The 25,211-nt window shown below is 70.3% G+C and carries 27 protein-coding genes, 1 pseudogene and 1 riboswitch; of the genes and pseudogenes, 11 read left to right on the top strand and 17 right to left on the bottom strand.

What is annotated here, in order from left to right:
• Positions 1-138 precede the first annotated feature (138 nt).
• The 3 genes from ACGFZF_RS17925 to ACGFZF_RS17915 all read right to left on the bottom strand — a co-directional run bounded on the left by ACGFZF_RS17925 (position 139) and on the right by ACGFZF_RS17915 (position 2,039).
• Positions 139-717, bottom strand: coding sequence for a suppressor of fused domain protein (locus ACGFZF_RS17925; protein WP_393555109.1), 579 nt, complete (start codon positions 715-717; stop codon positions 139-141).
• A gap of 293 nt (positions 718-1,010) precedes the next feature.
• A complete protein-coding gene (locus ACGFZF_RS17920) occupies positions 1,011-1,427 on the bottom strand; it encodes a nuclear transport factor 2 family protein (protein ID WP_393555108.1) in 417 nt (138 codons plus the stop codon).
• A gap of 159 nt (positions 1,428-1,586) precedes the next feature.
• Positions 1,587-2,039 carry a winged helix-turn-helix transcriptional regulator gene (locus tag ACGFZF_RS17915; RefSeq protein ID WP_393555106.1) on the bottom strand — a complete coding sequence of 151 codons (453 nt, stop codon included), beginning with the start codon at positions 2,037-2,039 and terminating at the stop codon, positions 1,587-1,589.
• Between the two features lie 135 nt (positions 2,040-2,174).
• Between ACGFZF_RS17915 and ACGFZF_RS17910 the strand changes: the two genes are divergently transcribed.
• The gene (locus ACGFZF_RS17910; RefSeq protein WP_393555104.1) at positions 2,175-3,098 is read left to right on the top strand and encodes an NADP-dependent oxidoreductase; all 924 of its coding nucleotides are present in this window, start codon (positions 2,175-2,177) and stop codon (positions 3,096-3,098) included.
• Between the two features lie 61 nt (positions 3,099-3,159).
• Complete coding sequence (locus tag ACGFZF_RS17905; RefSeq protein WP_393555102.1) at positions 3,160-3,537, top strand: DUF4267 domain-containing protein; 378 nt, start codon at positions 3,160-3,162, stop codon at positions 3,535-3,537.
• A gap of 124 nt (positions 3,538-3,661) precedes the next feature.
• On the opposite strand, the gene ACGFZF_RS17900 is transcribed toward ACGFZF_RS17905, so the two are convergent.
• The 4 genes from ACGFZF_RS17900 to ACGFZF_RS17885 all read right to left on the bottom strand — a co-directional run bounded on the left by ACGFZF_RS17900 (position 3,662) and on the right by ACGFZF_RS17885 (position 7,043).
• Positions 3,662-4,231 (bottom strand): NADPH-dependent FMN reductase, encoded by a 570-nt coding sequence (locus ACGFZF_RS17900; RefSeq protein WP_393555100.1) that lies wholly within the window; start codon positions 4,229-4,231, stop codon positions 3,662-3,664.
• 314 nt (positions 4,232-4,545) lie between these two features.
• On the bottom strand, positions 4,546-4,875 hold the full coding sequence (locus ACGFZF_RS17895) for a deoxyxylulose-5-phosphate synthase (RefSeq protein ID WP_356777695.1): 330 nt from the start codon (positions 4,873-4,875) through the stop codon (positions 4,546-4,548).
• A gap of 602 nt (positions 4,876-5,477) precedes the next feature.
• On the bottom strand, positions 5,478-6,005 hold the full coding sequence (locus tag ACGFZF_RS17890) for a transglycosylase SLT domain-containing protein (RefSeq protein WP_393555617.1): 528 nt from the start codon (positions 6,003-6,005) through the stop codon (positions 5,478-5,480).
• Between the two features lie 510 nt (positions 6,006-6,515).
• Positions 6,516-7,043 carry a GNAT family N-acetyltransferase gene (locus ACGFZF_RS17885; RefSeq protein WP_393555097.1) on the bottom strand — a complete coding sequence of 176 codons (528 nt, stop codon included), beginning with the start codon at positions 7,041-7,043 and terminating at the stop codon, positions 6,516-6,518.
• A 165-nt stretch (positions 7,044-7,208) separates the two neighbouring features.
• On the opposite strand from ACGFZF_RS17885, the gene ACGFZF_RS17880 reads away from it, so the two are divergent.
• On the top strand, positions 7,209-7,946 hold the full coding sequence (locus tag ACGFZF_RS17880; RefSeq protein WP_393555095.1) for a VOC family protein: 738 nt from the start codon (positions 7,209-7,211) through the stop codon (positions 7,944-7,946).
• Between the two features lie 164 nt (positions 7,947-8,110).
• Here ACGFZF_RS17880 and ACGFZF_RS17875 read toward each other — a convergent pair whose 3' ends face one another.
• Positions 8,111-8,644, bottom strand: a complete 534-nt coding sequence (locus ACGFZF_RS17875) for a hypothetical protein (protein WP_393555093.1) — start codon at positions 8,642-8,644, stop codon at positions 8,111-8,113.
• A 326-nt stretch (positions 8,645-8,970) separates the two neighbouring features.
• On the opposite strand from ACGFZF_RS17875, the gene ACGFZF_RS17870 reads away from it, so the two are divergent.
• On the top strand, positions 8,971-9,546 hold the full coding sequence (locus ACGFZF_RS17870) for a GNAT family N-acetyltransferase (RefSeq protein WP_393555091.1): 576 nt from the start codon (positions 8,971-8,973) through the stop codon (positions 9,544-9,546).
• A 139-nt stretch (positions 9,547-9,685) separates the two neighbouring features.
• Here the strand turns inward: ACGFZF_RS17870 and ACGFZF_RS17865 are convergent, their stop codons facing one another.
• From ACGFZF_RS17865 to ACGFZF_RS17850, 4 genes are all read right to left on the bottom strand, one after another.
• On the bottom strand, positions 9,686-10,189 hold the full coding sequence (locus ACGFZF_RS17865) for an N-acetyltransferase (RefSeq protein ID WP_393555089.1): 504 nt from the start codon (positions 10,187-10,189) through the stop codon (positions 9,686-9,688).
• A 153-nt stretch (positions 10,190-10,342) separates the two neighbouring features.
• Complete coding sequence (locus tag ACGFZF_RS17860; protein WP_393555088.1) at positions 10,343-11,236, bottom strand: RNA polymerase sigma-70 factor; 894 nt, start codon at positions 11,234-11,236, stop codon at positions 10,343-10,345.
• A gap of 71 nt (positions 11,237-11,307) precedes the next feature.
• Entirely contained in the window at positions 11,308-12,486 is a 1,179-nt protein-coding gene (locus ACGFZF_RS17855; protein WP_393555086.1) for an NAD(P)/FAD-dependent oxidoreductase, read from the bottom strand.
• A gap of 124 nt (positions 12,487-12,610) precedes the next feature.
• Positions 12,611-13,039 (bottom strand): organic hydroperoxide resistance protein, encoded by a 429-nt coding sequence (locus ACGFZF_RS17850; RefSeq protein ID WP_393555084.1) that lies wholly within the window; start codon positions 13,037-13,039, stop codon positions 12,611-12,613.
• A gap of 108 nt (positions 13,040-13,147) precedes the next feature.
• Between ACGFZF_RS17850 and ACGFZF_RS17845 the strand changes: the two genes are divergently transcribed.
• Genes ACGFZF_RS17845 through ACGFZF_RS17835 form a run of 3 tightly spaced genes read left to right on the top strand, consistent with a single transcriptional unit; the run spans position 13,148 to position 15,487 of the window.
• Entirely contained in the window at positions 13,148-14,092 is a 945-nt protein-coding gene (locus tag ACGFZF_RS17845) for an LLM class flavin-dependent oxidoreductase (RefSeq protein ID WP_393555082.1), read from the top strand.
• Entirely contained in the window at positions 14,089-14,811 is a 723-nt protein-coding gene (locus ACGFZF_RS17840) for an esterase/lipase family protein (protein ID WP_393555080.1), read from the top strand. Before ACGFZF_RS17845 ends, ACGFZF_RS17840 begins: the two co-directional genes overlap by 4 nt.
• A 4-nt stretch (positions 14,812-14,815) precedes the next feature.
• Positions 14,816-15,487 carry a winged helix-turn-helix transcriptional regulator gene (locus ACGFZF_RS17835; RefSeq protein WP_393555078.1) on the top strand — a complete coding sequence of 224 codons (672 nt, stop codon included), beginning with the start codon at positions 14,816-14,818 and terminating at the stop codon, positions 15,485-15,487.
• Between the two features lie 326 nt (positions 15,488-15,813).
• On the opposite strand, the gene ACGFZF_RS17830 is transcribed toward ACGFZF_RS17835, so the two are convergent.
• Entirely contained in the window at positions 15,814-17,433 is a 1,620-nt protein-coding gene (locus tag ACGFZF_RS17830) for a cation acetate symporter (protein WP_393555076.1), read from the bottom strand.
• Positions 17,430-18,032 carry a DUF485 domain-containing protein gene (locus ACGFZF_RS17825; protein ID WP_393555074.1) on the bottom strand — a complete coding sequence of 201 codons (603 nt, stop codon included), beginning with the start codon at positions 18,030-18,032 and terminating at the stop codon, positions 17,430-17,432. The genes ACGFZF_RS17830 and ACGFZF_RS17825 overlap by 4 nt, the downstream gene beginning before the upstream one ends.
• Before the next feature lie 1,396 nt (positions 18,033-19,428).
• On the opposite strand from ACGFZF_RS17825, the pseudogene ACGFZF_RS17820 reads away from it, so the two are divergent.
• Positions 19,429-19,803, top strand: a pseudogene (locus tag ACGFZF_RS17820) (GntR family transcriptional regulator); the annotation flags it as partial.
• 190 nt (positions 19,804-19,993) lie between these two features.
• Here the strand turns inward: ACGFZF_RS17820 and ACGFZF_RS17815 are convergent.
• On the bottom strand, positions 19,994-20,581 hold the full coding sequence (locus ACGFZF_RS17815) for a hypothetical protein (protein WP_393555072.1): 588 nt from the start codon (positions 20,579-20,581) through the stop codon (positions 19,994-19,996).
• Between the two features lie 494 nt (positions 20,582-21,075).
• On the opposite strand from ACGFZF_RS17815, the gene ACGFZF_RS17810 reads away from it, so the two are divergent.
• Positions 21,076-22,035 carry an endonuclease/exonuclease/phosphatase family protein gene (locus ACGFZF_RS17810; RefSeq protein WP_393555070.1) on the top strand — a complete coding sequence of 320 codons (960 nt, stop codon included), beginning with the start codon at positions 21,076-21,078 and terminating at the stop codon, positions 22,033-22,035.
• Between the two features lie 148 nt (positions 22,036-22,183).
• Here the strand turns inward: ACGFZF_RS17810 and ACGFZF_RS17805 are convergent, their stop codons facing one another.
• Together ACGFZF_RS17805 and ACGFZF_RS17800 are read right to left on the bottom strand one after the other, a co-directional pair.
• Positions 22,184-23,059: an alpha/beta fold hydrolase gene (locus ACGFZF_RS17805; protein WP_393555069.1), complete on the bottom strand. Its 876-nt coding sequence runs from the start codon at positions 23,057-23,059 to the stop codon at positions 22,184-22,186.
• Positions 23,056-23,799, bottom strand: coding sequence for a TetR/AcrR family transcriptional regulator C-terminal domain-containing protein (locus tag ACGFZF_RS17800; RefSeq protein ID WP_393555067.1), 744 nt, complete (start codon positions 23,797-23,799; stop codon positions 23,056-23,058). The genes ACGFZF_RS17805 and ACGFZF_RS17800 overlap by 4 nt, the downstream gene beginning before the upstream one ends.
• 274 nt (positions 23,800-24,073) lie before the next feature.
• A riboswitch (guanidine-III (ykkC-III) riboswitch) is annotated at positions 24,074-24,136 on the top strand.
• Positions 24,137-24,214: 78 nt separating this feature from the next.
• Between ACGFZF_RS17800 and ACGFZF_RS17795 the strand changes: the two genes are divergently transcribed.
• Both ACGFZF_RS17795 and ACGFZF_RS17790 read left to right on the top strand, forming a co-directional pair.
• Positions 24,215-24,667 carry an Ohr family peroxiredoxin gene (locus ACGFZF_RS17795; RefSeq protein WP_393555065.1) on the top strand — a complete coding sequence of 151 codons (453 nt, stop codon included), beginning with the start codon at positions 24,215-24,217 and terminating at the stop codon, positions 24,665-24,667.
• Positions 24,660-25,115: a hypothetical protein gene (locus ACGFZF_RS17790; protein ID WP_393555063.1), complete on the top strand. Its 456-nt coding sequence runs from the start codon at positions 24,660-24,662 to the stop codon at positions 25,113-25,115. The genes ACGFZF_RS17795 and ACGFZF_RS17790 overlap by 8 nt, the downstream gene beginning before the upstream one ends.
• Positions 25,116-25,211: the final 96 nt, after the last annotated feature.

Below are 25,211 nucleotides of genomic sequence, written 5' to 3'. Positions count from 1 at the left end.
TGGACGGCGACTACGGCACCGACTACCTCCTTGCTCGTCCAGGGACGAGCGACGTCGAGCAGATCGCCCGCTGGGACGCAGGATTCTCAGGAACCGGACAGACGTGGATCGCAGCCTGGTCTCGTCTCCGCCCACTCCTCAGACGACGGAGGCCCGCTGCGGATCGACGGGATCGATCGCACGCTCGTCGAAGAGGACTTCGAGTGCCTCGAGTCCCCTCTCCCGACGGAAATCCTTCTCCGCCGCGGTGATCGGCAACAGCCACAGGATCCGGGCATGGGCTCCGCCCTCCCAGGTGCAGACCTCGAAGTCGGGTCCGAAGGGATACGGCAGGCTCACCAGGTAGTGGTCGCAGGCGGAGTCGGCGAGCCACGGTCGTCCAATGGGGACGGTATGTCCGACGTCAAGCCGCTGGGTCACCGGTCCGCAGTGGCAGTACGCGTTGACGGTGACACTCTCCAGGTTGATCCACTCGTCACGCGGTGCCGCGAGAAAGAACTCCGTGCCATGGCCGTCGTGCTGAGTCGCCTTCCAACAGCCCGACGTCACATACAGCCACCAGTCGCCCGGATACGCGGGATGAATGCGGAATACCCGGAATCCGGGCACGCGATCCTCGATGGGCCCTTCCACACCCGCGACCTCGTCAATGACGCGACCGGGAAGTGTTCGGCGAAGATGATCGAGAAGAGCGGTGCGTGCTGCGGTGTCGGGCATCCCGTCATGATGCCCGAGACCGTCTCGCCCATCGGCTGGGGGCACTGCCGGCCCTGACCTCAAGATCTTCGCCAGACCCGTAGGAACCTCGCCTGGGGTCGGCGCACGAAACAGCCGTGTCACCCTCACACCCAGGGCCAGTGCAAGCCGCCATCACCAGCGCCAACGGACAACGTCAGCGCGCCATACCCGGCCGTGGTGGGTGCCGGGCGGTCGACGGCGTCGGGCCACTTCTTGCGGGCTCCTTGCCGGGCGATGCCCCGGGCGGCCGCGCGGTTCCTCGACCCCGGAACTCACTGATCCGGCGCTGCCGTGGTCGTGTCGGCGAACGAGTGGTGTTCGTGTGCGACGACCCAGCGGTCTCCGGTGCGGCGCAGTCCGATGGTGAGCCGCAGGCGCTGGTCGGGGTGGGCGGCGAGTTCTTCCGGGGTGCCGCAGCGGAGCAGTGCATGGGCGAAGGCGACGTCCTGCCCGGCGGTGACGTCGAGCGAGACGATGTCGAACGACGCGCCTTGGGCCTGCCAGTCGAAGAACGGCGGCCACGTCGAGCGGTAGGCGTCGATGCCCCGGACGCCGTCGTGCGGTGGCGGGACGTCGAACATCACGATGTCGTCCGAGTGATCCGCCAGGACGGCGGGCAGATCACCCCGGTGAACCGCGGCGGCCCATCGAGTGATCAGCGCACGGATCTCACTCTCATCGGTAGTCATGGCTTCCTGCTCCTTGCCGCCGTGTCGTGTGGGATGACGCCAAGGCAGGTTCTCCGACGCCGGCCGAGGCTCGGTGTACCGACACCCGGCCGGCCGCAGGAAGCGCGTCGTGGTCGGTCCGATCCAGCGACCTCCGATCCAGGGACCGAGGTCATCGCCTCAGTCGGCGGCGCGGCATTCCCTCTGGTCGTAGCCGTCGCGATGGGTGAGGACCTCCTCCATGTGGCCTTCCGCCCAATCCTTGATGCCCCGCATGACTCCCTGGAGCGAGCGACCGAGATCCGTCAGCTCGTAGCTCACGGTGACGGGCACGGTGGGGGTCACGGTCCTGGTCACCATCCCGTCGCGCTCGAGTGCGCGCAGTGTCTGCGTCAGCATCTTCTGGCTCACGCCCGAGATCCGGCGTGACAGCTCGGAGAAGCGCAGGGGCTGCGGTGCGCCGACGGCGCTCTCCCCAGGGCGCGGACCATCCCCGCCGAGCGCGGCCAGCACAAGGGCGACCCACTTGTCGGAGATGCGCTCAAGGAGTTGGCGGCTGGGACAGAGCGCGAGGAATGCGTCGTACTCCCGCTTGGCCACGGCCCGCCGCTCGGACGCGGTCCTGGTCGCCATCAGTCAATCGTCCCCTCGGCTCGGTGACTTACTTACTTCAAGGTGCCTACTTCCCCCTGGAAACAGGGTTCTTCCATGCTGGTGCTGCAGCACAGGGATGGCAAGACCCCGCAGAAGTCCTTCCAGAAGGAGTAAATGACGATGCATCAGGTGACCTCTCGACGAGCCGTGGTCCGCGTTCCGTCCGGGCCCGAGTCGATCGAGATCGTCGACGTGCCGGTGGCCGAGCCGGCGACGGGGGAGATCCGCGTCAAGATCGCCGCGGCCGCGATCAACCCGGTCGACCTCGGCGTGGCCGCGGGTGTCTTCCACCGGCTCGGCATGGTGCACCAGCCGGACTGGACCGGTCTCGGCTGGGACTTCGCCGGCACCGTCGAGGCTGCCGGCCCCGGCGTCGATCTGCCGGTCGGTGCCCGTGTCGCCGGGTTCCTCGACGGGTTCGATCGCGACCACGGGTCTCACGCCGAGCACCTCCTCGTCCTCGCCGCGCACGTCGCCGTCGTACCGGACGGACTCGACCTGGCCGCGGCGGCGACGGTGCCGCTCAACGCCACCGCCGCAGCCCAGGCCGTCGACCTCCTCGGCGACGCGCCGAGCACGGATCGGCGCCTGCTGGTGACCGGCGCGGCCGGTGCGGTGGGCGCGCACATTGCCGTGCTCGCCCAGCACCGCGGCTGGCAGGTGACCGGACTGGCGCGAGCGGCCGACGAACCGTTCGTCCGGGGCCTGGGCGCCGATTTCGCCACCGGCCTCGGCCAGGACTGGGACGCCGTCGCGGACGCCGCAGCCTTGCAGGAGCCCGCCCTCCGGGCGGTGCGTGACGGCGGCCGCTTCGTCGGCGTGCAGCCCGCCGCGAGACTCCCCGAGGAACGCGGCATCACCGTCGAGGTCCTCTTCGCACGCCCCGACGGTCCGCTGCTCGCCGACGTGCTCACGCGGGTCGCAGCGGGAGAACTACCGGCTCGCGTCCACGCCCTCGCGCCGCTCGACGAGGCGGCCGACGCCTACCGGACCATGGCCAAGGGCGGCGTCCGCGGCCGGATCGTCCTCGTCCCCTGACCGCGCCACACGAACGCACGACACCGCTTCGCCAGCATCGACCCCCTCGACGGACAGGACAATGATGCTCACCACCTTCGCCACCGTTGTCGCCGGCCTCCTCGGCGCAGGCCTCCTCCTCATGGGCGGCAGCGCCATCGCAAGGCCGCGGGGCCTCGCCGGTTTCGGCATCCCCGACGCACAGGTCGACGACCCCGGACTCCGGCCGTGGCTCCGCGTGAAGGGCCTGCGGGAGCTCGCGCCCGGGGCCTTCGTCTTCGCGCTGATGCTCACCGCTACCCCGTCGGTGCTGGGCTGGTACCTGATCGTGTTCGCCGCCGTACCCGCTGGAGACGCCCTCGTCGTGCTGCGCAGCGGCGGGCCGAAGGCCACCGCGTACGGCGTCCACGCCGCGACCTCCGCGGTGATGCTGGCGACCGGCATCTGCCTCCTGGTCTGACGCGCCGGATCCACGCCCTGGCGCGAGAAGATCCCGCTCGACCTCTGTGCTGCCGGCCAACCCCCGAGGGCCCGCGGCGATCACCGCACTGAACCGGCAACTCCCATAACCGGTACGGCGTGTGTCACTCCCGTGGCAGCACGGTGAGCACGCGGATGACGTGCTCGCGGAATTCCTTCATGAAGTCGCTCAGGAACTGGCGGGTCGATTCGTCCCTGACTTCGCCGTCTTCGCCGAACACCTCGGGTGTGAACTTGATGTACGCCTCGGGCGCGGTCATCTGCCGAGCGTTGCAGAACGCCATCACCGCCCTCAGGCTCTGCTGGGCGACCGCTGTGCCGATCTGCCCGATCGATGCGCCGATGAGCGCAGCGGGAATGTGGTCGAAGGAGTTCTGCCCCCAAGGGCGCGAGGCCCAGTCGATCGCGTTCTTCAGCGCCCCCGGAATCGACCGGTTGTACTCCGGCGTCACGAACAGCACGGCGTCCGATCGTGTGATCGCCTCCTTCAAGGCGAGGGCCTCCGCCGGGTAGTCGCTGTCGTAGTCAGGGCTGTACAGCGGAAGGTTCCCGATCGGGATCTCGGTGAACCGCAGGTCCTCTGGCGCCAGCCTGATCAGGGCTTTGGACAGCACGCGGTTGATCGAAGTCGAGGACAAGCTGCCGACGAAGTAGCCGACGTCGTAGACAACCATCAGGTACGCCTCCCGGAATCGCTGAAGCCGATCGGGGCAATGTGCGCCCGTTCGGGACAGAAGCACCTTATGGGGGCGCTGCTGGGGCACCCGTCCGCGGACACGCGTGACGCGGACACATTCTCTGGAACTCGTCATTGCGCGGGACCCCGTCGACCCCGTGGTGCAGTCGCGCAGGGCTAGGTCCCGGCGGCGGCGTGGTCCACTTCAGCACCCGCGCGTCACCGTCGCTCGACCCCCGAGCACCGCCGCTGCCCCCAGCGGCTGACGTCTGGGCGGTCCGAGCTGTCCGCGGATCGGCGGCAGGTGGAGGGTTACGGCAGCTCGCGGCGCACCAACGCACGTGCGAACGGTTCACCGGTCCTTCGCGCGTAGGCCATCCGCTCCCGCACCTCGCTGAGTGTGCGGGGACGATAGCCGGGGCCGCCACAGCAACTCTTGTGGAAACGCACGCCGGCGTTCAAAAGCACCGACAGGGTCCGCCAGGCAGCGGTGTCGCGCCGCCGCGGCGCAGCGAAGGCAGCACCCACATGGATCAACGGCTCGGCGCAGCGAGGGCAGAGCCGCTCGTGGTCACCGGGATACGACTGCTTGTAGGAGGCCCGACAAGGCAGGCAGACAAAGGAGGTCTTCGTGTGGGCCATGCCGGCCAGAGTACGGCCAGTCCGGGATGAACTCGACCGGGTTTCCGTGACATCCAGCAAGAGAGGCCGGAGCTTCGCCGTAGGCGTGGGCACGCTGCCACCCGAGCATGACTTCGAGGGATCGGGGCACGCGAGGGTGAAACCTCAAGGAGGAGCAATGTCAGCGTTGTTGACCCGCATCAGGCGCTTCACGCGCAGTCCGCAGGGCCGGCGGGCTGTTGCCGCGGTTCGTCAGGCCGCTCGTGACCCCCGCAACCGTGCGCAAGCCGGCCGCCTCCTGGATCGCCTGCGCCGGCGGCGGTGAGTCGGGGGTGCAGTCGGAAGAGCCCCGGCCGAGGTGACTGCACCCGGCCGGGCTCAGGCGATCGGCGCATTGAGCTCGAACGAGATCCGCACCGGGGCCCGCGCCCCTGGCCACGACGTCCCTGATCACGGCCGGATCTCCGCTGCGATCGTCGACGCCTGGCAGCAAGTCCAGCACCGGTGCCCCGCCCAGCGAGGTCGGCGTCACCGTTCGGTACGAAGGGAAGGGCACGGCCCTCGTCCGCGTCGTCGCCTACGACCACTGAGCGCGGGGCCCGAGGGTGACGATCTGGGGTGGGTCAGTAGGCGGAGTCGACGTTGTCGATGGAGCCGTACTTGTCGGCCGCGTAGTTGGCGGCCGCGGTGATGTTGGCGACCGGGTCGGTCAGGTCGTGCGGGGTGCCGGCGACGTGGTAGGCGTCGAAGGTCGGCTGGATGACCTGGAGCAGGCCCTTGGACGGCGTGCCGTTCTGGGCGTTCACGTCCCAGTTGTTCTGGGCGTCGGGGTTGCCCGAGGACTCGCGCATGATGTTGCGGTGCAGGCCCTCGTAGGTGCCGGGGATGTGCTCGGACTTCATGATGTCCAGGGCTTCCTTGATCCAGCCGTCGAGGTTGTCGGCGTACTTCTTCTTCGCCTTCTTCGCCGCCGGAGCGTCCGCCGCCGCCACCTGGACCGCCGAGGCATTCGCCGGTACCGGTGCTGCCTGAGCGGGCGACGGGGCCAGGGTGAGGGCCGCCGCTGCGGCCCCCGCGGTGGCTATGCCTGCGACGGACAGCTTGCGGAATCGGGCGGTGCGGCGGGTGGTGTGGTGCGTGGGGGCGGTCATACGCGAGTAGCTCTCCATCTGGGTGACGACGTGGGGGGTGCCGATCGGATGCGGCACTGGGGGAGCGGAGGTTCTCCGCGAGGTGGCTGCGGGCGGTCGAGTGATCGTGCTCGTCTCTCAAGCCCGCACCGGGCTCCCCGGAACGTCCGCCATGGTGCGGGGCGCTCCGAGCGCAGCGCAAGGATGTGACGTACTACCCCACGGCATAGCAAATGTCTGGAATGGCCTCCCGGGCTCCGCACCGGCAGGGGATGGCCGGGCTCGCCGCCTACTAACCCCCGTAGGACGTGACCTGGCTCCTATGCGGGGGATCACAACCGCGGCGCCTGGTGGAGGGGCCCGATGACTCACCGGTCAAGGCGTCTCACGCTGCGTGCGTATCTGCTCGCCCGTCCGGGCCACCCGTCACTTCGGGGTTCTCCCCTTCGTGGCCGCGACGGAGGTGGTCCTGACGCGGTTCTCGAACGAAGGAAACCCGTTCGTCGCGGCTGCGGACTTGATCGTCGGGGGTCAGTGACGTGCGATGACGCGTTCGCGTGCGTGGAGGTGCCCTTCCGCCTCATCGCGTGCACGGGGCGGCAGGACGCTCTTCAGGACGTAGCCCGTCTTCTGTGCGACCCGGCAGGAGGCGGGGTTGCCGGCGTTGTGGATCAGTTCCAGACGACTGAGTCCCGCTCCCGTCCCGGTGTCGAAGGCCCAGCCCGTCAACAGTTCCACGGCCCTGGAAGCGACGCCCAGGCCCCGTGCCGGAGCTCCCGTCCAGTAGCCGACCTCGCCGCACGCCTCGCCCTCGGACCGCTTGAGAACGATGTGCCCCACGACCCGCCCCGTCACGAGGACGGCGAAGCTGAGGCGTTCCCCGGACTCCCAGCCCGCTGCCTGCGTTGCGATCCAGCGCGCCGCGTCCTCCGGGCCGGCCACCCGGTGCGACGTCCAGCGACGCAGTTCCTCATCGTCGGCCAGCGCCGCCAGCGCATCGGCGTCACCCGGCTCCCACGGACGCAGCGTCAGATCGGACGAGCTCAGTATCACCGTCATCAGCACTCGGCCCTTCCTGTCCTCGCGCCACCTTAGATGACCGCAGCCCCACCCCTTGGCCCGCATGGGGTATCCGATGGGTGGAGCAGCCACCCGCTCACCTGATCGAGCACATGTCTCCTCGTGGTGGCCGCCTGGGCCGCCAGAGCTTCTAAGCTCTGCGCCATGGCAACCCGACTCGTGCAGATCAACATGAAGGCTCAGGACGACTCCGCGCTCGGCCGGTTCTGGGCGGAGGCACTTGATTGGTGTGTCGACAGCGAGGGACCCGGTGTGACCAACCTCGAACCCGTCGGTTTCGCCTACCCCGACCCCGTGGCCGTCTGCATCGACATCATCGCCCGCCCGGAACCCAAGACGGTCAAGAACCGCGTGCACCTCGATCTGGCCACCACCTCGACGGCCCATCAGGCGGAGCTGGTCGCACGCCTGAAGGGCCTGGGCGCGACACTCGCCGACGTGGGCCAGGGCGACGTCCCTTGGACGGTCATGGCCGACCCGGAAGGCAACGAGTTCTGCGTCCTGGAGCCCCGCCCCATCTACCGGAACACCGGGCCGATCGCCGCGGTGGTGGTCGATTGCACCGACCCGCGACGGATGGCCCGGTTCTGGGGCGAGGCGATGGACTGGACGCTGCACGAGGTCACCGACGACCACGCGACCATGCGCTCCGCCAAAGGCGTCGGCCCCTACCTGGAGTTCCTCCGCACCCCTGACACCAAGAGCGGGTGGAACCGAGTCCACCTCGACATCCGCCCCTACCCCGGTGACGACCTGGCCGCGGAGGCAGCCCGACTGCGCGCCTTGGGCGCCACCGACCCTGATGTCGACCGGTCCGCCATCTCCTGGACGGTGCTGGCCGACCCGGAAGGCAACGAATTCTGCCTCCTCGGTCCTCGCTGACTCAGCAACGACTCCGGCTGCTTCCGGAGCGGCGGTGAAGACCGCGCAGCGTCAGCCCAGGCCGCCGGCGGCGGGGAGGAGCGCGATGCCACAGCGATCCGCACCCGGGTCGCGGTTATCGGCTCGGGCTCGGGATCGCGCCTGGCATCGCGCCGTGGGCTCCGTCAGTTGGGGAAGGAGAAGTAGAGCGCGTCGCTGTAGAAGGACGCGAAGTGCCTCTGCCAGTCGGCTCGGACCGAGGCCAGCCAGTCGTCGTTCCGGCCGGTGATCGCCGCTTCGGCCTTGGCCACGGCGTCGGGGATGTCGTCGGATGCCAGACGCCGCACGCTCGCCGCCGGATCGTCGTCCGTCATCGAGACGATCTCCCCGGTCTCGAGGACGAAGTACTGCGCCTGCTGCTTCTCGAGGTGGGCCGAGGTCCTGGCAAGGCATTCGGCGAACTCGGCGTCGCCCTCCAGGCCTTGGCCGACCGCGTGCAGGAGGTCGCGGAGCAGGGCCGCCCCGCCGGCGTAGTCCGCGGCGATGCCGATCGGAGGGTTCCAGATCATGGACGGGACGATCGTCGTTCCGCGCCCCACCAGGAGCTTGTGCGCGAGGGGGATGTCCCCGTTGTGCTCGGATATGCATCGGATCCGCCGGGGGAGCTCTGCCTCGTTCGGCATCGAGTCCGCGGAGTAGAGATAGGAACGGTTTGCCATGGTCGCGACGCTAGCACCGGGGGCTGACACTGCCGGTGCCGTCGGACTCCTCCCGTACGGTCAGAACGCGCGGGAGGGGCCGCGGTCTTGAGGGGCCGGCCCGCTCCCGGCCCAGCTCTGGTCACCTTCCTGCGCACTCCTGCCCTCTCCTGGTTTGCTGAGCGGCCCCGGCCCGCTCGTGGAGCCGGCCGGGGCGATCGGGTTGAGCGGTGGCCATTTCGCCGGGCGCGGTGTCGACGTCGACATCCACGCGGGTGCGGCGGCAGCACCTCGCGGTTCGCCGACAGCCCGCGTAAAGGCGTTGAACTGCCCGACCTGCTCTAGGCATGATCCACTCTGTGGACACCTACCTGGAGACCGAGCGCCTGACCCTGCGCCGCTTCACCACCGACGACGCTGACCTGCTGATCGAATTGGACAGCGACGCCGCGGTGATGCGCTATTTGACCGGGGGCAGTCCGACCGCCCCGGAGACCGTCCGCGACCGGCACCTGCCGAGCATCATCGCCGGCTATGAGAGGTGGCGTGGCGATCTCGGACTGTTCGCCGCGTACGAGAAGGACGGCGGCGCGTTCATCGGCTGGTTCTGTCTGCGTCCCGAGCCGCAGGGCCCGCTGGACGAGGTCGAACTCGGCTACCGGCTACGGCAGGCGGCATGGGGCAAGGGTTATGCCACCGAGTGCTCGCGGGCTTTGCTGAGCAAGGGGTTCGTAGAGCTCGGTGTGCGCGTGGTCTGGGCCGAGACGATGGCAGTGAACCACGGATCACGCAACATCATGGAGAAGCTCGGAATGAGGCTCGTGGACACCATCCCCACTCCCCCCGACATGGAGATGGTCGAGGGCTCCGAGCAGGGGGGTGTGCGGTACGAGATCACCCACGAACAGTGGGAGCAGCAGTAGCCACGTCAACCTGCCAGGGCACGTACAACAAGGCCACCAGGGCCTCCGGGAACCACTCGGAAGGGGATCGCACCCCCGAGCTGCCTGGAGGCCCTGCTTTCACGCGCGGAAACCGCCTCAGCCACCCGATCAAGACTCCTTACGTGCCGGGATGCTCCGGCAGGGCGAGCCAGTCCGACCAGGAGATCTCGCGGCCGAGGAAGCGCGGCTGCTCGAACGGCCAGTCGGCGGCGATCCACTGCGGCACCAGCTCGTCGAAGGCCTGCTCGACCTTGCTGCCCACCAGCTCGTCCACCACCCACCAGGAGATCTCGCCGTCCGCGCCGGCCCTCTCCGGTGGGTCGATGTAGACACAGCCGAGCAGCGCTGTCTCCGCCGCGTCGAACAGCGCGTAGTTGAAGGACTGGTGTGCGGCGATCTCCTTCTCGTGCCGCAACAGGTCGGCCTGGTCGGCCTCGTAGGTCATGGTGGCCGCGGGCCAGCCCCAGGCCGGGCCGAAGATGGTCCACAGCCGCTCGCGCGAACCCATCACAGCCGGATAGTCGAGCGGGGTGTCCGCCTCCCGGATCGGCCGCAGGTGATGGCCACCGCCCGGCAGCGGTACCAGGACGGGGTGGACGAAGTCATCGGGAAGCCAGCTCATGGCGCCCGACCGTAGCAGCGCGCGGCCGTCCGCTCCGCTGGATTTTCCCCTTGTACCGCCAGGCCCTGCTCTCATGCCGAGCAGGGCCCGCGATCACCCGATCGAGACTCCCGTTCGATCGACAGACTCCATGATCGGTATGGCAACGGCTTCTCAGGGCAGAGCCAAGCTGTTGTCGAGGGTCAGCCCGCCGAGCTTTTCGGGGTTCACCTGGAAGCGCAGGTTCTGGATGCGATGGTCGACGAGGTCGAACGTGAGGGCGCCGACGGTGTGTCCGCCGAGGGTGGCCAGGATGCCGAGCTCGCCGTTGATGATGGCCGTCTTCATGGTCAGGGTGGCCAGATCGGGCTTGGCCAGGAAGCCCACGATCCAGCGCGCGACGTGGTTCGTGCCGTTGAGGGGGCGGCGGGCCGCGGTGACCTTGCCGCCGCCGTCGGACCAGGCGGTGACGTCGGGGGCGAGCAGTTCCATGACGGCGTTCAGGTCGCCGCCCGCGCAGGCTTCCATGAACCGGGTGGTGATCCTCCGGCGCTGGTTCTGGTCGGCGTCGAAGCGGGGGCGGCGGGCCTGGACGTGCTCCCGTGCGCGGTGGGCGATCTGGCGGACTGTCGGCTCGGGGCGTTCGAGGGTCTCGGCGATCTCGGCGTGCGAGTAGCCGAAGACCTCGCGGAGCAGGAAGACGGCGCGTTCGACGGGGCTGAGGGTTTCCAGGACGACCATCATCGCGGTGGAGACGCTGTCGGCCAGTTCGGTGTCCGCGGCGATGTCGGGTGAGGTCAGCAGGGGCTCGGGGAGCCAGGGACCGACGTAGGTCTCGCGGACCGCCCGCGCGGAGGTGAGGCGGTTCAACGAGAGGTTGGTGACCGTGCGCACCAGGTAGGCCTTGGGGTGGTGGACCGCGTGGCGGTCCACCGTGCTCCAGCTCAGCCAGGTGTCCTGGAGGACGTCCTCGGCGTCGGTGACGCTGCCCAGCATGCGGTAGGCGGTGGCGAACAGCAGCCTGCGGTGTTCGATGTACGGGTCCTGCTCGTCCCTGGCGTCGACCATCGATTCATGCTGCCAGTGCCGTAACCGGGCGGCAAGGCCCGGGATCATGGCACTGGGAGCCGCGGTGCCCGTCATGCCGCGGGCCTGCGGGTGGCGCGGCCGCCCTTGGAAACGATGGTGGTGACGTTCATGCGCTTGCTGAGGCGGTAGGTCGTGAGCGGGCTGCCGCTGACCATCTCCTTGTACGCGACGGCGCTTCGGCCGGTGAGGAGCATGCGGCGGGGGGTCTCGTCGGCCTTGGTGAACTGGATGACGGCATCTCGGCGGCCGAGGCTGACCGGCTGATGGAAGTAGCCGAAGCGGAACGGCTTGACGGCCTTGCCGCGCACGAGTCGCGCGATGGTGTCGGCGGTGTACTGGGCGGTGGGCAGGCCGCTCTGACAGGTGCCGTGGATCTGTCCCCAGGGCAGACGGACGGCGGCGGCGTCGCCGATGGCGTGGATCTCCGGGTGGGAGACCGAACGCAGCGTGGCATCGACCTGGATGAGGCCGCGGTCGTCGGTGGCGATCCCGGCGTGGGCGGCGAGCGGCGACACCTTGACACCCGCGGTCCACAGGCAGGCGTCGGAGCGGACGAGCCGGCCGTCGGCCAGTTCGACCGCGTCGGGCAGCACCTTGGTGACGCGGGCGCCGGTCTCCAGAGTGACGCCGAGGCGGTCCAGCGCACCGTGCAGGTATGCGCGGGCCTTGGCACCCATCATGCCGCCGGGCTCGTCCAGGCTGATCAGCGTGACGTTCAGGCCGGGGTGGCTCTCGGCGATCTCGGTGGCCGCCTCGACGCCGGTCAGACCGCCGCCACAGACGCTGACCGTGCCGCCGGACGCGGCGACCTCGGTGAGCCGTGCGGCGAACCGACCGGCGAACTGCGGGTTGTCGAGGGTGAACGCCTGTGTGTCGGCGCCGGGAACCTTCCTGGTGTCGGTCGAACTGCCCAGCGCGTAGACAAGCGTGTCGTACCCGAGGGCCTCGGCGTTGTCGACGGTGATCCGCCGCGCCTCGGGGTCGATCGCGGTGGCAGCGCCCTGTACGAACGTGACGCCGGTCCCGGCGAGCAGGTCGGGGATCCGGTGGTCGGCCAGCTTCTGCCCGGTGGCGATCTGGTGCATCCGCAGCCGTTCGACGAACCGGCTGGAGGGGTTGACCAGGGTGATCTTCACGCCGGTCCGGCGCGTTCGGTGGGCCAGCCGGATGGCGCTGAACAAGCCCGTGTAGCCCGCGCCGAGGACGACGATGCGGTGGTCGTTGTTCATGGGATCTCCCGAGGTCGGGCACCGGCTTCGGTTCCGGTGACGCCTAGGGGACAGGCAGCCCGCACCGGACGTGACAGGTCACGGTTGTGAACCACGTCACGTCGAATGTGCTGTTGGTGTGCTGTCAGATCCTGGTGCCGTCGAGGCGAAGGGTGACGTCGATGTTGTCGCGTGTGGCGTGGGAGTAGGGGCAGATCCGGTGTGCTGTCCTGATCAGTTCCACCGCCTGTGGGGCGGGGATCGAGGGCAGCGAGATGTGCAGCTCGACGGAGAGCGCGAAGCCGCCGTCGCCGTTCGGGAGCAGGGAGACCGACGCTTCGATCTCCGCGTCGTCGGCCGTGGCTCCGGTGCGCTGTCCGACCAGCGCGAGGGTGGTGCCGAAGCAGGCTGCGTAGCCGATCGCGAAGAGCTGCTCGGGGTTGGCTCCGGCGCCGTCGCCGCCCAGTTCTTTCGGCTGTCGCAGATCCAGCGCGAGCTGTCCGTCGGTGGTGCGCCCGTGACCGTTCCTGCCTCCGGTGACGTGGGCCTGTGCCGTGTAGAGCGCCTTGGTCATGGTGGAACTCCCTTCCTGATTACCTGAATGAGAAGTCTGCACTTCAAAATCAGGAAGTCAAGAACTAGGGTTGGCGACCAGGAAGTTCCACGGCCGCCGGGAGGGGCGATGGCACGACTGGAGATCGGCTACCTGTTGCCGACGCGTGATCAGACCGTTCGGGCAGAGCACGAGCCAGGGCGCCTCGTCGCCCAGGCACGGCGGGCCGAGCGGCTCGGCCTCGATTCCGTGTGGGCGGGCGACAGCCCCGTCACCCGGCCACGAGCGGACCCGCTGCTGCTCCTGGCCGCCGCGGCGCGGGCCACCGAACGGGTCACGCTCGGCACGGCGGTGCTGCTGCCGGCCCTGCGCCACCCGATCCTGCTCGCGCACCAACTGGCCACCCTCGACCGGCTCTCCGAAGGGCGACTGGTCGCCGGCTTGGGCGGGGGGTTCCCGAACGAGGCCACGCGGGCCCAGTTCGAGGCCCTCGGCATCCCGTACGCCCGCCGCCTCGACCGCCTCGAGGAGTCGGTCCACGTGATGCGGAGACTGTGGTCGGGTGCACCGGTGTCCCATCAAGGCGAGCACTTCGCCTTCACCGACGTACGGATCGCGCCGCCGCCGAACCGTCCGGGAGGGCCGCCGCTCTGGCTGGCCGGTGGCGGCCGACCGGCGCTGCGACGCGTGGCCCGCCTCGCCGACGGATGGCTTCCCTACCCGCCCGCAGCGACGACGTACGCGGCGGAACTCCGCACCATCGGGCAGTCCGCACCCGCCCGCCCGGTCACTCCCGCCCTGTACGCGACCCTCTGCCTGGACCCGGACCCGGAACAGGCTCGCCACCGCCTGCGGAGCAGCGTCGAGCGCTACTACGACGCCCCGCTCGAACGCGTGGCCGCGGTGCAGTGCCTCTTCGCCGGCACCGCCCGCCAGGCCGCCGACCACCTCACCGGCTATGTCCAGGCCGGCGCCCGGCACCTCGTGATCCGCCTGGCCACCGACGACCACGAGGCGGGCCTGGAGGAGTTCGCCGACCAACTGCTGCCCCTGCTGCGCGAGGAGACCCGATGACCACCACCTACGTACTCGTCCACGGGGCCTGGCACGGCCCATGGGCCTGGGACCGCGTCGTCCCCCTGCTGCACGCCGCCGGGGCCCGCACCGCCACCCCGGACCTCGGCACGCCAGGCGACCGCGGACTGCACGACCACGCCCGGACCGTGGCAGCCGCCCTCGACGCGGTCCCGGACGACGACGAAGTCATCCTGGTCGGCCACAGCTACGCGGGCCTGGTCGTCCGAGAGGCAGCGGACACGGCGCGCCGGACCACCGACCACATCGTCCTCGTGGACGGCTGGGCAGGCCCCGACGGCGCCGGCCTGCTCGCCCTGGCCCCCGAGGCCTTCGCCGGCGCGATGCGCGCGGCCGCCAGGCCCGCGCCCGACGGACTGCTGATACCGCCCCCGCCTCCGGCGGCCTACGGCATCGTCGACCCCGACGACGCGGCCTGGCTGGCCGCACGCCTGGTCCCCCAGCCCCTGCGCACCTTCACCGAGGCCACCCGGCTGACCGGGCGTGTCGACACGATCCCCGGCACGGCCGTCCACTGCCGCCCGTCAACCTTCGCGTTCGACCGCTTCGGCGCCGCCCTCGGCTACCGGACCCGCGCGCTCGACGGCCCGCACGACATCATGCTGACCGCCCCCGAGCCACTCGCCCGGCTCCTGCTGGACATCCGCCGACCCGACAACCCGACGATTCAGGAACAAGAAGCGCGAAGTCTAGAATGAGGACGTGGAGCAGCAGCGAACGTACAACCAGTACTGCGCGACCGCGCGCACCCTCGACCTCGTCGGCGAGCGCTGGACCCTGCTGCTGATCCGCGAGCTCCTCACCGGGCCCAAACGCTACGGCGACCTCCAGACCAGCCTGCGCGGGCTGGGCACCGGATTGCTCGCAGCCCGGCTCAAGCACCTCGAACGCGAAGGTCTCGTCCACAAGATCACGCTCCCGCCGCCCGCCCGCACCCCCGCCTACGCCCTCACCGAGGCCGGGCAGGAACTCGGCCCCGCCGTCCTGTCCCTGGCCCGCTGGGGAATGAAGTGGGCCATGGGCGAACGGCGGGAGACCGAAACCTTCCACCCCGGCTGGGCGGTCCTCGGCCTCCGCGCCTGCTTCGAGGCGAAGGCCGCAGCCGGACTCCGCGCCGTGTACGAGTTCCGGGTCGGGGACGAGGTCTTCCATGCCCGGATCGACGACGGGACGATCGAGGCGCTGCACGGCCCCGCCCAGCACCCGGACGCGACGGTCGCCATGAGCGATGAGGAATTCCTCCGTGTGACCGGCCAGGAACAGACCCTCGCCGAGGCCATCGCGGCGGGGGCCGCCACGGCGAACGGTGACACCGAGGCCCTGCGCCGACTGAACGGACTCTTCCGGCTCCCCTCTCCCCGCTCCCGTCGGTGAGCTGACCTCGCCGTTCGCGGTGGTCACCCCGACTGCCGTCCTTGCCGGTCCTCGCCCGGGTGCCGAACTCGGCGGACGGAGGCGAACGTCCCGTGATCGCCGGCAGTTGCCGGGGACCGGATGTCTTCGCCCGCTCATGGCGCGCGGCGCCGCGGCGAAGGCCGCCGCGCCCGCGGCGCCGGCCGACTTCCCGGCGACGAGGGCAGGTGGCCGGCGGGTGGTCTGCTGCGGAGATCGCGTTGGACCCCCCCTGGGCACCTCGGGACAGCGAAAGGGCGCCCGGCCTGGAATTCCAGGCCGGGCGCCCTTTCGGCGGGGCGTGCGCGTCAGGACGCGGAGGCGCCGTTCGCCGCGGGTGTGCCGGCCAGGATCGTCTCCTCCACCGCTTCGTACCGCATGCGCTGGTCGGCCGGGTCACGTTCGTAGAGCACCGTGCCGAGCCAGCCCGCGAGGAAGCCCAGCGGGGCGGACAGGATGCCCGACGTGGTGAACGGGAACCAGTTGAAGTCCTGGTCCGGGAAGATCGCCTGGGGCGATCCGGACACCAGGTTGCTGCCGGTCATGAGGATGAACGCGGAGGCGCTGCCCACGATGAGGGTGCAGAGCAGTCCCGTACGGGAGTAGCGGCGCCAGAAGAGGCTGTAGATGAGGGCCGGCGCGACGGCGGACGCGCCGATGCAGAACGACAGGGTGAGCAGTGCCTGAAGGTTCAGATGCCGTGCACCGGCGGCGATCGCGATCGCCACGAGCCCGACGACCGCCGCGGCGGTCCGGGCGATGGCCATCTCCGTGGAGCCCTTCAGTTGCGCCTTGCGGCGCAGCCCGTGCGTGATGAGGTCGTGCGCCAGGGTGTTGGCGCAGGCGAGGGTGATTCCGGCGACCGAGGCCAGCAGGGTGAGGAAGATGGCTGTCGCCACGGCCGTGAACAGCAGTGTCTCGACGGTCGTCTGGTCCGCGCCCATGACGGCCTGGCTGACCATGAGGAACGCTGTCTTGCCCTGCGGGTCGCCGGCGACGATCCCCTGGTGGCCGACGATCGCCGCCGCGCCGAAGCCGATGACGGCGATCAGCAGACAGGTCACGACGACGGTCGACACGGCCCAGGACATCGAGCGCCGGACGGCTGCCGCGCTGCGCGCGGTGAACATGCGCATGGTGATCTGCGGCAGCACCGCGGCGCCGAGCACGACCGTCAGCTGAGTGCTGATCATGTCGAGTTCGTTGCCGCCGAACTGCAGACCGGAGGCGAGATAGGCGTCTCCCGCCCCGCTGCCGCGCTTGGCGGCGTCCAGCAGGGAGGGCAGGCTGAAGTCGAAGCGGTTGAGGATGAGCGCGGCGATCGCGAGGGACGCGCCGAGCAGGGCGACGGTCTTGACGATCTGGATGAAGGCGGTGCCCTTCATGCCGCCGATCGCCGCGTACGCGATCATCAGCAGGCCCAGGAACACGATCGCCCCGGTCTTGAAGCCGTCGGCGTCGAAGCCGAGGACGACGGAGAGGAGATCGCCGGCGCCCGCGAGCTGGAAGATCACCAGCGGCAGCAGTGCGGTCAGGGTGACCGCGGCCGTGGTGATCCGCACGGCGGGGCCGGGGAGACGCCGGGTGAAGACGTCGCCGATCGTGAACCGGCCGGCGTTGCGCAGCGGTTCGGCGAGCAGGAACATCATCAGGACCAGCGAGAGCACGGTGCTCAGGGCGAGCGTGACGCCGTCGTAGCCGACGAGCGCGATGATGCCGATGGTGCCGAGCACGGTGCCGGCGGAGATGTAGTCGCCGGCGATCGCGAGGCCGCTCTGCACGGGGGAGAGCGAGCGGTAGCCGGTGTAGAAGTCGCCCAGGTCGTCACGATCGGGGCCGGTCATCACGCACAGCAGCAGCGTGACGGTGATGACCGCGATGAACGCCATCAGTGACATGGTCTGGGCTTCGGAGCTGAAGCTGGTCATGCGCGCGCACCTCCGCTGGGCTGCTGCCACACGGGACGTCCGGAGCGGCTCTGGCGTTCCGGCCGGGGCGCGGCTGCCGCGGCCGCCTGCTCGGCGCGTTCGCGGATCGCCGCGGCGAGCGGGTCGACGCGGTTGCGCGCGATCCGCTCGTACAGCGCGATCGCAGCCAGCGCCACGGGCAGCTGGAGGAGCCCCAGGACCAGACCGATGGTGAGTCCACCGGTGATGGTGCTGGTCATCATCGAGGGGGCGTACCCGGACAGGAAGAGGAAGATGACGAAGTAGCCGAGCGCGGTGAAGGTGGCGACGCGGCGGAGCCTGCGGTAAGCCGAGCCGAGCCGGTCCAGATCACCGCGATCGTCGGCGGCGGCGGGCGGTTGCGGCTGTGGGGACGCGTCCCAGGGCTGCTGTGCGGAGTCCCAGCCCTGCGGCGAGGAGCCCCACGCTCGCGGGGACGAGTCCCAGGCTGCCTGTGGATCGCTGCCCCAGGACGGCGATCCACCCTCCCAGGACTGCGACGCCGCCTCTTGGCGGTGCCGCCCGGCATTCTGGTGCTGGGGCACGGGTGGGGGGCCGGGGAACGGCTGGTGGTATGACATCGATCTTGCTCCTTGCCGCCCCGGGGAGCGGGCGGGTGGCGCTGGTGGTCCGCGTACGTTACTCATGGGTATAGCCTCCGCGTAAGGGGTTTCCGACCGCTTGGTATGTCGGTTCGGTGACGATCGTGTGCGCGTGGCGACGAAACCCGCGGTAACCCCCGTCGTGGATCTTTCCGCAGGTCACGGGTGAGTATCGGGCCGCCCCTGATCGACTTCCCGGGATGTCGAGCTTCTCGCCGCGCCTGTCCTCGTCGCGTCGTCCGGGTTGCGCCAGCCGCTCCGGATCACGTGCGGCCCTTCGCGTCGCACCGTGACGTGGACGGCGCCGCGGCATGCTTCCGTGCACTCGGCTTCGGCGAGCCGGACCTCCCGAGGGGCGTCGGTCGCATGCGACGGCGCGTTCGGGCCCAGCGGACGGCCGGGGTCCGCTGCCGCGCCGGCAGGGCACGTCACCCGTCCCGTTCTTCGCAGTCGGCAGGCCCCTCCAGGGCGAGCTGGAGGTGAGGCGTGGCACGACCACGTCTTTCTTTGTATCGGGTAGTTGACACAAGATCTTCGGGCAGGGCATCTTGTATTCACAGTTTGATACAAGAAGATCTGGGGGGATCTCCCATGCTCGACGCCCCGCTCCAGTCCCGGTTCCTGGATCACGCCGACCACTTCGCCCGATGGTCCGGCCTGGCCATCGGCATCGCGGTCGCGCAGGTACTGGTCACGATGGAGAGCGGGGACATCACGATGCCCCTGGTGTTCGCCCTCGCCGCGTTCGGCCTCTGCGCGGTGGGCGGTGTCCTGATCGGCGACGCGTTGACCCCCCGCCCCCAGGAAGCGGTACGCACCGCGAGTCTCGCCCCACGGCTCGTCCGGGACCAAGTACCGCCACGCATGGCACCGTTGCTCCTGCTGCAGGCCGCGTCCCTCGTCGTCCTGCTGGTGATCGGCGCGGTCACGGCCTCGTACGACTCCGACCGGACAGGCGAGACCGGGCGCGTCATCACCCTCACCTGCGAAGGGATCCGCGCGTCCCTCGGTCCCTGGCCCGGCCTCTACTACAGCGGCCCGATGTTCGCCGCCCTCGCGCTCGCCACCCCCGTCTGCGTCTGGGCCCTGCGCCGTATCGCCCACGGCCCCGGCGACGACCAGCAGCGTCGCGACCGCGCGTGGGCGATCACCGGGGCCTGGGGCCTGCTGGTGTCGAGCCAGCTGCTGCTGGCCGTCCTGATGATCCTCGTCGCGCTGACGGAACAGGCTTGCGCCGGGCCGCTGGGCGCGGCGACCATTGTGGCGATCTGCCCCCTGGGTCTGCTGAGCCTGTTCACGATCGGATGGTCCCTGGTGACCGTGGTGGCGCCCAGGGCGGTCGAGGACGAGGCGGGCGACGAGGGGACCGGCGACGATGAGTGAGCCTGCCGTTCGCGTCGACACGACCAGTCAGGTCCCGCCGTACGAGCAGATCCGCGCGCAGCTGGCCGCGCTCATCCGCACCGACCGGCTGGCCGAGGGCGAGCGCCTGCCGACCGTGCGACAGCTGGCCGCCGACCTCGGTCTGGCGCCGGGCACCGTAGCCCGCGCCTACCGCGAGCTGGAAGCCGACGCACTGATCCGGACGCGCCGCGGCGCGGGCACCAGGGTCGCGGCCCTCCCGTCCGGGCCGCCCCCGCACGACTCCGCCCGTCTCGCCACTCTGGCCCGGGACTTCACCTCCGCCGCGCGAGCGCTGGGCGCCGACATCGAGGACGTCCTGGCCGCCGTCCGCGAGGCGCTGGACCCGGGGCAGGCCACCACCGGGGCATCCGGCGGCGGAGCGGGCGATGCCAGGACGGCCGGGGTCGGTGCAGGGGACAAGGACAAGAAGGAGGCCTGACCGACATGGAGGCGGAAAGGAACGAGCCTCGGTCGCGGCGCGTCCGCCGAGCCTGCGTTCCACCCGCGTCGGGCGGGTCTACGTGTGGCGGTGGGTCTCAGCTGCGCCATCTGGCCACGAGGTCGCCATAGCCCGCCAAGTAGGGTGCGGGAACGGTCTCCTGGCTCGGCCGGCCGTTGAGCCGGCACACCTGCACCGTGTCGATCTCGCTATCGAACAGGCAAGCCACTCCGCCGCTCGCGACGGTGAGGTCGGTGAACGTCGCCCTGACGCTTGCGGATCGCTCGAACAACCTGCTCATCCGCGAGGTGGCCGCGGTGAACTCCAGCGACGCGAAATCCGGGTGCTGCTCGAGTGCGAAGGTCACCGTGAGGTAGATGTAGCCGATGGCGACGCGCCCGAGCTCATCGCATTCCGTATGAGAGTCCTCGCAGTACGCGCGTACCGCGTCGTCGCCGCTGAACGTCATCGAGGTGTCGAGATGCAACGTGCTGCCGGACGAGCAGTCGACGGGGTCGCTCTCGAAGTGGGATGTGAAGGGGAGGACGACCTTGTCACCGCCGGGCAGGGTGACCGTCAGTGGTGAGGCCCGACGGTTTTCCGGCGCCAGCTTCGCGAGCTCGACCAGGGCGCCGGCGACGTTCCGCGCGGGCGTGATGATCTCGTAGCTGTAGTCAAGCCCCATGCAGGCCACCCCTCTGCAGACCGAGACGAACCTTCCCATGACATGCCCGCGAGGTGCCTGGGTATTTTCCGGGACCTGCGCGGCTGTGTGCCGGCGGACGGGCTGGAAAGGCTGCGGATGACACGCCCGAGTCGGGTGGTCGGCGATCCGGCTGTCCGGTCGCCGATCCATCGCATCACCGGGACGCCGGACAAGCCGCGTGCCGCGCTGTCGGTGCGAGTCGGAACGCCCGCACCCGCCACGACGTCCAGGGCTCCGCCGTCTCCTGGGAGCACCGGACGCGCCTGTTCGCGGACCGGGTGCGCCCCCTGTTCGACGACGGCGTGGACCTGGCCCGCCGACTGCCCGTCCGCCCGTCTGCCCGTCTGCCCGTCTGTCCGTCAGCGTCGACGAGCCATGGTGGCGATCACATGAGAGGGTGCTCATGATCATCTGCCGCGCGGTGCGGCGCCGGTCGGGGGACGACCGGGTTTCCTCAAGGGGAGGGCTTCTTGATGCGAGAGTTCCGGATGGCGCGGCTGGCGGCGGTTGGCGCGTTGGTCGCCGTGATGCTGCCCGTGGGCACGGCGCAGGCCGAGACCGCGAGCCCGACCTCGTACAACATCTGGCAGTGGAACGTGGCGGGCAACACCTTCCACGGAGGCCGGACCGACACCAACATGGTGTCCCTGGCGGCCTCTTCGATCGTCTACCGCGACGCGGACTTCGCCGCCTTCAACGAGCTGTGCAAGGGCCAGTACGACGAACTCGTGAGACAGCTCGCGGCGGCGGACTGGCCGCAGGTGGAGACGAACTTCGCCCGCTTCGAACCGAGTCGGCAGGCCGACACCGGTGTGTGCGGCGGCGGGGCGTTCGGGAACGCGATCTTCAGCAAGCGTCCGCTCGGCACGGCCGACCGGATTCCTCTCGCCGACGACGGGAACGCGCTGGAGCGGCGCAACATGCTGTGCGCGCCGCTGGCCGACGGTTCGGGAGTGCGGTTCTGCACCACCCACCTGACGACGGTCAACTCCTTCAAGTGGACGCAGCTCGGCGAGATCAACCAGAAGCTGGAAGCCTGGAACACGGCCGGGGAGACGGTGCTGACCACCGGCGACTTCAACGTCGAACCCGACTACCCGTCCATGAACAGCTTCTACTCGGCCACCGCGAACACGTCGTACAACGGCGGCAACACCGGTGCCTACCGCGAGCTCGACGACGCCGACGCCGGCAACTGCCCGGGCTACGGCGAGCCGACCTCGAACACGCCCTCCTCGCCCACCAACCCGACGCCCTGCGGCGGGAATCCGAAGATCGATCTCATCCTGGTCCGCGAGTCCGCACTCGCCGCCCCGGGCAGCTACAGCGCGGACGCCCTCACCACGTCGAAGGACTGCACTCCGGGGAGCAAGAACCCGGACGGGCTCTGCTCCGACCACCGCATCCTCACCGGCACGGTCACCGTGAAGTAGGACGCCGGGGTCGTTCCGCTCCGCACTTCCGCCGCGGGCGAGGCCGGGCCCTTGCCGGTCCCGCTCGCGGCCGGTGACGGTGGCGTGAGAGGCGCATGCCCTCCTGCCGTGGCGGGTCGGGCCCTCACCCCCCGGTCACGTCCTGGTCTCAGGACGTCAGGAAGGAGCGCAGCGCTTCTGCGACCGCTGCCGGATCCTCCAGTTGCGGGTAGTGCCCGACCGCGGGTGGTCCGGTGAGTTCGACGACCGAGGCCCGCGGCATGGTCGTACGCACGCGTGCCAGTACATGCGCGCCGCTGATGGGGTCGGCCGGTCCCCAGATGAAGAGCACCGGGCCGGGGTACCCCTCCAGGGCGGCGGTCCACCGCTCCCTGTGGCTGCGGCGCTCGTCGATGTAGCGCAGCAGTCGCGGCGCGCGCCGTCTTCCGCCGGCTCGGGACGCCGCCGCCCACAACTCCCGGAGATCCTCGTCGCAGAGCTCCCGCCCCAGTACGCCGCGCAGGGTCGCGCCGAACCTGCGGCGCGTGGTCAGCGGGGCGATGAGCGGGCCGAGGGGCCCGTGGAGCAGGCGCTGGGTCAGTACCGGGCGGTGCAGGTCGGGGTAGAGCCCGCCGTTGAGCCAGACCATGCGGGTGACCCGCGCCGGATCCCGTGCGAGCAGTTCCTGCCCCACGCTGACGCCGTAGTCGTGGGCCACCAGGGCAGTGCGTCCGGTGCCGGTCCGCCGCCACACCTCCTGGACCAGGTCTGCCTGTTCGAGCACCGAGTACGTGTGGCGACGCGGCTTGTCGCTCTCCCCGAAGCCGAGGAAGTCCAGGGTGGTGACGCACAGTCCGGCCGCCGCGAGGGTGGGGACGATCGGTGCCCAGTCGTGGGAGGAGGTGGGAAAGCCGTGGAGCAGGGTGACGGGTATCCCGTTCGCGGGGCCGTCGCGGCGTACGAAGATCTCGTGACCGCCGACCGGGACGCGTGCGCCGCCGGCGGTCCACTGATCCCAGGGCGGTAGGACTGGTGTGGTCCTCATGCGTCGATCTCCTCGTGGTGGAGCCGGCCCAGACCCGCTGTCAGCGCGCGAAGTCCGAAGGTGAACTCGTCCACCCCGTCGGGCGCGTTGAGCAGGTCGGCGTGTCGGCGGACGACGGGGTGGGTCCGGGGGGACAGGTTCGCGAACAGCTCGGCCATGGCCGCGCGCTGCGGGCCGGTCCGGGCCGCCCCACCGCTGTCGAGTACGGCGGAGCCGATCACGAAGTGGGTGACGGTGAGGTAGACGTGTACGGCCGTGCGGGGGTCCCATCCCTGGTCGAGGAGCTGCCCGAGGGCATGCTCGCGGGCGCGCAGAGCATGGGGTCCGAGGAGCTGGCCACTGGTGAGCGCCGGTACGAGGGCCGGGTGGGCGGCGAGGACCCGGCGGAACTCCCTGGCCCCTTCCTCCAGGCCGGACTGCCAGTCCGCGGTGAGGGACGGCAACCGGATCTCGCCGAGCATGTGGTCCACGGTCTCGATCAGGAGTTCCTCCCGGCTCGCCACGTGGCGGTACAGGGAGGTGTGACGGACCTGGAGGTGGTTCCCGAGACTGCGCATGGTGAGGGACTCCAGGCCGTCGCGGTCGGCCAGTTCGAGCGCGCCCGCCGTGATTCGCGCGAGGGTCAGCCCGCCCGTACGGGGCCGGCGCCGCGCGCGCTCGGTGTAGCGCGCCTGCCACCAGGCCGGGGAACCGGGATCCGGGGGCTCGGGGACGGACGGTGTGCGGCTGCCGGACGTCATGGACACCCCTTCCCTCGGCCGTCGCGTCATCGCGGTCCCTTCACTGACGCGTCCAGTGGACGCACATCATGCGTCCACTGGACGCGTTGCGCAAGATCCCCGGACCGGGGAGGACGGATTCCCGTGCCGCTCCGCGGCCCTCGCCCGGGCCGCGGAGGGGGCCGATCCCGGCGACGACCGACTTGCTCAGGTGCCCTCCGGGGGCGATCCTCGCAGGTGAGGAAGGTCACCGGACCCCTTCGTTCCGGTGCCCGCGTCCGTTGCTAGATTGTCCGGCGGCCTGATCCCGAGGCCCCGGACGAGATGCGCCGTACCCGGTCACGCACGACGACGCGCCACGGACCTCCCCAGCGGAGGCACCGTCACGCCGCCCGGACCCGAGCGGCGTTCCCTCGTCGCACAGATGGGCCGAAACGTGACCGTGCCACTCACCCGCACCCTGTATCGGACGACCGCGCACGCCAGTGGCGGCCGCACCGGATCGGTTGCCACCGGCGACGCCCGGCTGGACGTCCGACTGGCCCCGCCGCGCAAGAACGTGCCGGGCACCACCAACCCCGAACAGCTCTTCGCCGCCGGCTTCGCAGCCTGCTTCACCTCCGCGCTGGCCGAGGTGGCGGACGAGTTCGGGGCGGACGCCTCGGCCGCGCGTGTCGCATGCGAAGTACAGCTGGGCACCACGGACACCCCCGCGGGCTACGGCCTCGCCGTCATCCTCACCGTCGGCCTCCCCGGCTGGAAGGCGGCGGAACTCCTGCCCCTCCTGCACCGGGCCGACGCGGTCTGCCCCTACGCGCAGGCGGTGAAGGGGAACATCCCGCTCACCCTGCTGGCAGTCGACGACAGCGACGCCGCCGCCGATGCCTGAGCCGGCGGGCGCCGCCCGCGACGTCACCCCGGCACCGACCGGTCCCGGCGTACCGGTTCCCGAGCGGGGCGCGTGGCTGCGACACGGCATCAGCCGGAACGGCGGCCCCCTGGTGGAGGACCGTGTCGTGGTGTGGCTCCAGGCCGGGCACTACTTCGCCGACAGCCGGGGATTTGCCGGCCGCACCTCCTTCGACGGCACCCACGTGCACTTTCATCACCTCACGGGAGAGCCGGGCGAAGACAGCGGCATGCTCACCTGGAAGGGCGCGGACCTCGTCGAACGAGGTACCAACACCGACGGCAGCACCTTCCTCGAGATCTGGAAGCCGCTCCCCGTCGACGACACGGAGAGCGGCTCCTGGGCCGGTCCGGACTACCACGTGGTCCGGGTCGGCACACATCTGGTGCACGTCGACTCCCGTTCCGGCACGTACTGGCGGATGTGACCGCAGGGAACTGCTCGACGTCCTGACCGAACTTGTCCGAACGGGCTGATGGGCGCACCGGAGGCCGACTCCGGCTTCCGGGCCGGGCCACGAGCG

Source organism: Streptomyces sp. NPDC048338, assembly GCF_043201055.1.
Taxonomy (GTDB): Bacteria; Actinomycetota; Actinomycetes; order Streptomycetales; family Streptomycetaceae; genus Streptomyces.
The sequence above is the reverse complement of the archived record's forward strand: the minus strand, read 5'-3'. Positions and strand labels throughout refer to the sequence as shown.

Excerpts from the sequence above, each read along its gene's own strand:
- ACGFZF_RS17920 (WP_393555108.1), bottom strand. The coding sequence starts at position 1,427 with ATGACTACCGATGAGAGTGAGATCCGTGCGCTGATCACTCGATGGGCC.
- ACGFZF_RS17895 (WP_356777695.1), bottom strand. The coding sequence starts at position 4,875 with ATGGCCCACACGAAGACCTCCTTTGTCTGCCTGCCTTGTCGGGCCTCC.
- ACGFZF_RS17830 (WP_393555076.1), bottom strand. The coding sequence starts at position 17,433 with ATGACCAGCTTCAGCTCCGAAGCCCAGACCATGTCACTGATGGCGTTC.
- ACGFZF_RS17925 (WP_393555109.1), bottom strand. The coding sequence starts at position 717 with ATGCCCGACACCGCAGCACGCACCGCTCTTCTCGATCATCTTCGCCGA.
- ACGFZF_RS17805 (WP_393555069.1), bottom strand. The coding sequence starts at position 23,059 with ATGAGGACCACACCAGTCCTACCGCCCTGGGATCAGTGGACCGCCGGC.
- ACGFZF_RS17890 (WP_393555617.1), bottom strand. The coding sequence starts at position 6,005 with ATGACCGCCCCCACGCACCACACCACCCGCCGCACCGCCCGATTCCGC.
- ACGFZF_RS17790 (WP_393555063.1), top strand. The coding sequence starts at position 24,660 with ATGCCTGAGCCGGCGGGCGCCGCCCGCGACGTCACCCCGGCACCGACC.
- ACGFZF_RS17860 (WP_393555088.1), bottom strand. The coding sequence starts at position 11,236 with ATGGTCGACGCCAGGGACGAGCAGGACCCGTACATCGAACACCGCAGG.
- ACGFZF_RS17880 (WP_393555095.1), top strand. The coding sequence starts at position 7,209 with ATGGCAACCCGACTCGTGCAGATCAACATGAAGGCTCAGGACGACTCC.
- ACGFZF_RS17865 (WP_393555089.1), bottom strand. The coding sequence starts at position 10,189 with ATGAGCTGGCTTCCCGATGACTTCGTCCACCCCGTCCTGGTACCGCTG.
- ACGFZF_RS17800 (WP_393555067.1), bottom strand. The coding sequence starts at position 23,799 with ATGACGTCCGGCAGCCGCACACCGTCCGTCCCCGAGCCCCCGGATCCC.
- ACGFZF_RS17885 (WP_393555097.1), bottom strand. The coding sequence starts at position 7,043 with ATGACGGTGATACTGAGCTCGTCCGATCTGACGCTGCGTCCGTGGGAG.
- ACGFZF_RS17915 (WP_393555106.1), bottom strand. The coding sequence starts at position 2,039 with ATGGCGACCAGGACCGCGTCCGAGCGGCGGGCCGTGGCCAAGCGGGAG.
- ACGFZF_RS17870 (WP_393555091.1), top strand. The coding sequence starts at position 8,971 with ATGATCCACTCTGTGGACACCTACCTGGAGACCGAGCGCCTGACCCTG.
- ACGFZF_RS17825 (WP_393555074.1), bottom strand. The coding sequence starts at position 18,032 with ATGTCATACCACCAGCCGTTCCCCGGCCCCCCACCCGTGCCCCAGCAC.
- ACGFZF_RS17905 (WP_393555102.1), top strand. The coding sequence starts at position 3,160 with ATGATGCTCACCACCTTCGCCACCGTTGTCGCCGGCCTCCTCGGCGCA.
- ACGFZF_RS17875 (WP_393555093.1), bottom strand. The coding sequence starts at position 8,644 with ATGGCAAACCGTTCCTATCTCTACTCCGCGGACTCGATGCCGAACGAG.
- ACGFZF_RS17845 (WP_393555082.1), top strand. The coding sequence starts at position 13,148 with ATGGCACGACTGGAGATCGGCTACCTGTTGCCGACGCGTGATCAGACC.
- ACGFZF_RS17855 (WP_393555086.1), bottom strand. The coding sequence starts at position 12,486 with ATGAACAACGACCACCGCATCGTCGTCCTCGGCGCGGGCTACACGGGC.
- ACGFZF_RS17810 (WP_393555070.1), top strand. The coding sequence starts at position 21,076 with ATGCGAGAGTTCCGGATGGCGCGGCTGGCGGCGGTTGGCGCGTTGGTC.
- ACGFZF_RS17840 (WP_393555080.1), top strand. The coding sequence starts at position 14,089 with ATGACCACCACCTACGTACTCGTCCACGGGGCCTGGCACGGCCCATGG.
- ACGFZF_RS17850 (WP_393555084.1), bottom strand. The coding sequence starts at position 13,039 with ATGACCAAGGCGCTCTACACGGCACAGGCCCACGTCACCGGAGGCAGG.
- ACGFZF_RS17815 (WP_393555072.1), bottom strand. The coding sequence starts at position 20,581 with ATGGGGCTTGACTACAGCTACGAGATCATCACGCCCGCGCGGAACGTC.
- ACGFZF_RS17910 (WP_393555104.1), top strand. The coding sequence starts at position 2,175 with ATGACGATGCATCAGGTGACCTCTCGACGAGCCGTGGTCCGCGTTCCG.
- ACGFZF_RS17900 (WP_393555100.1), bottom strand. The coding sequence starts at position 4,231 with ATGGTTGTCTACGACGTCGGCTACTTCGTCGGCAGCTTGTCCTCGACT.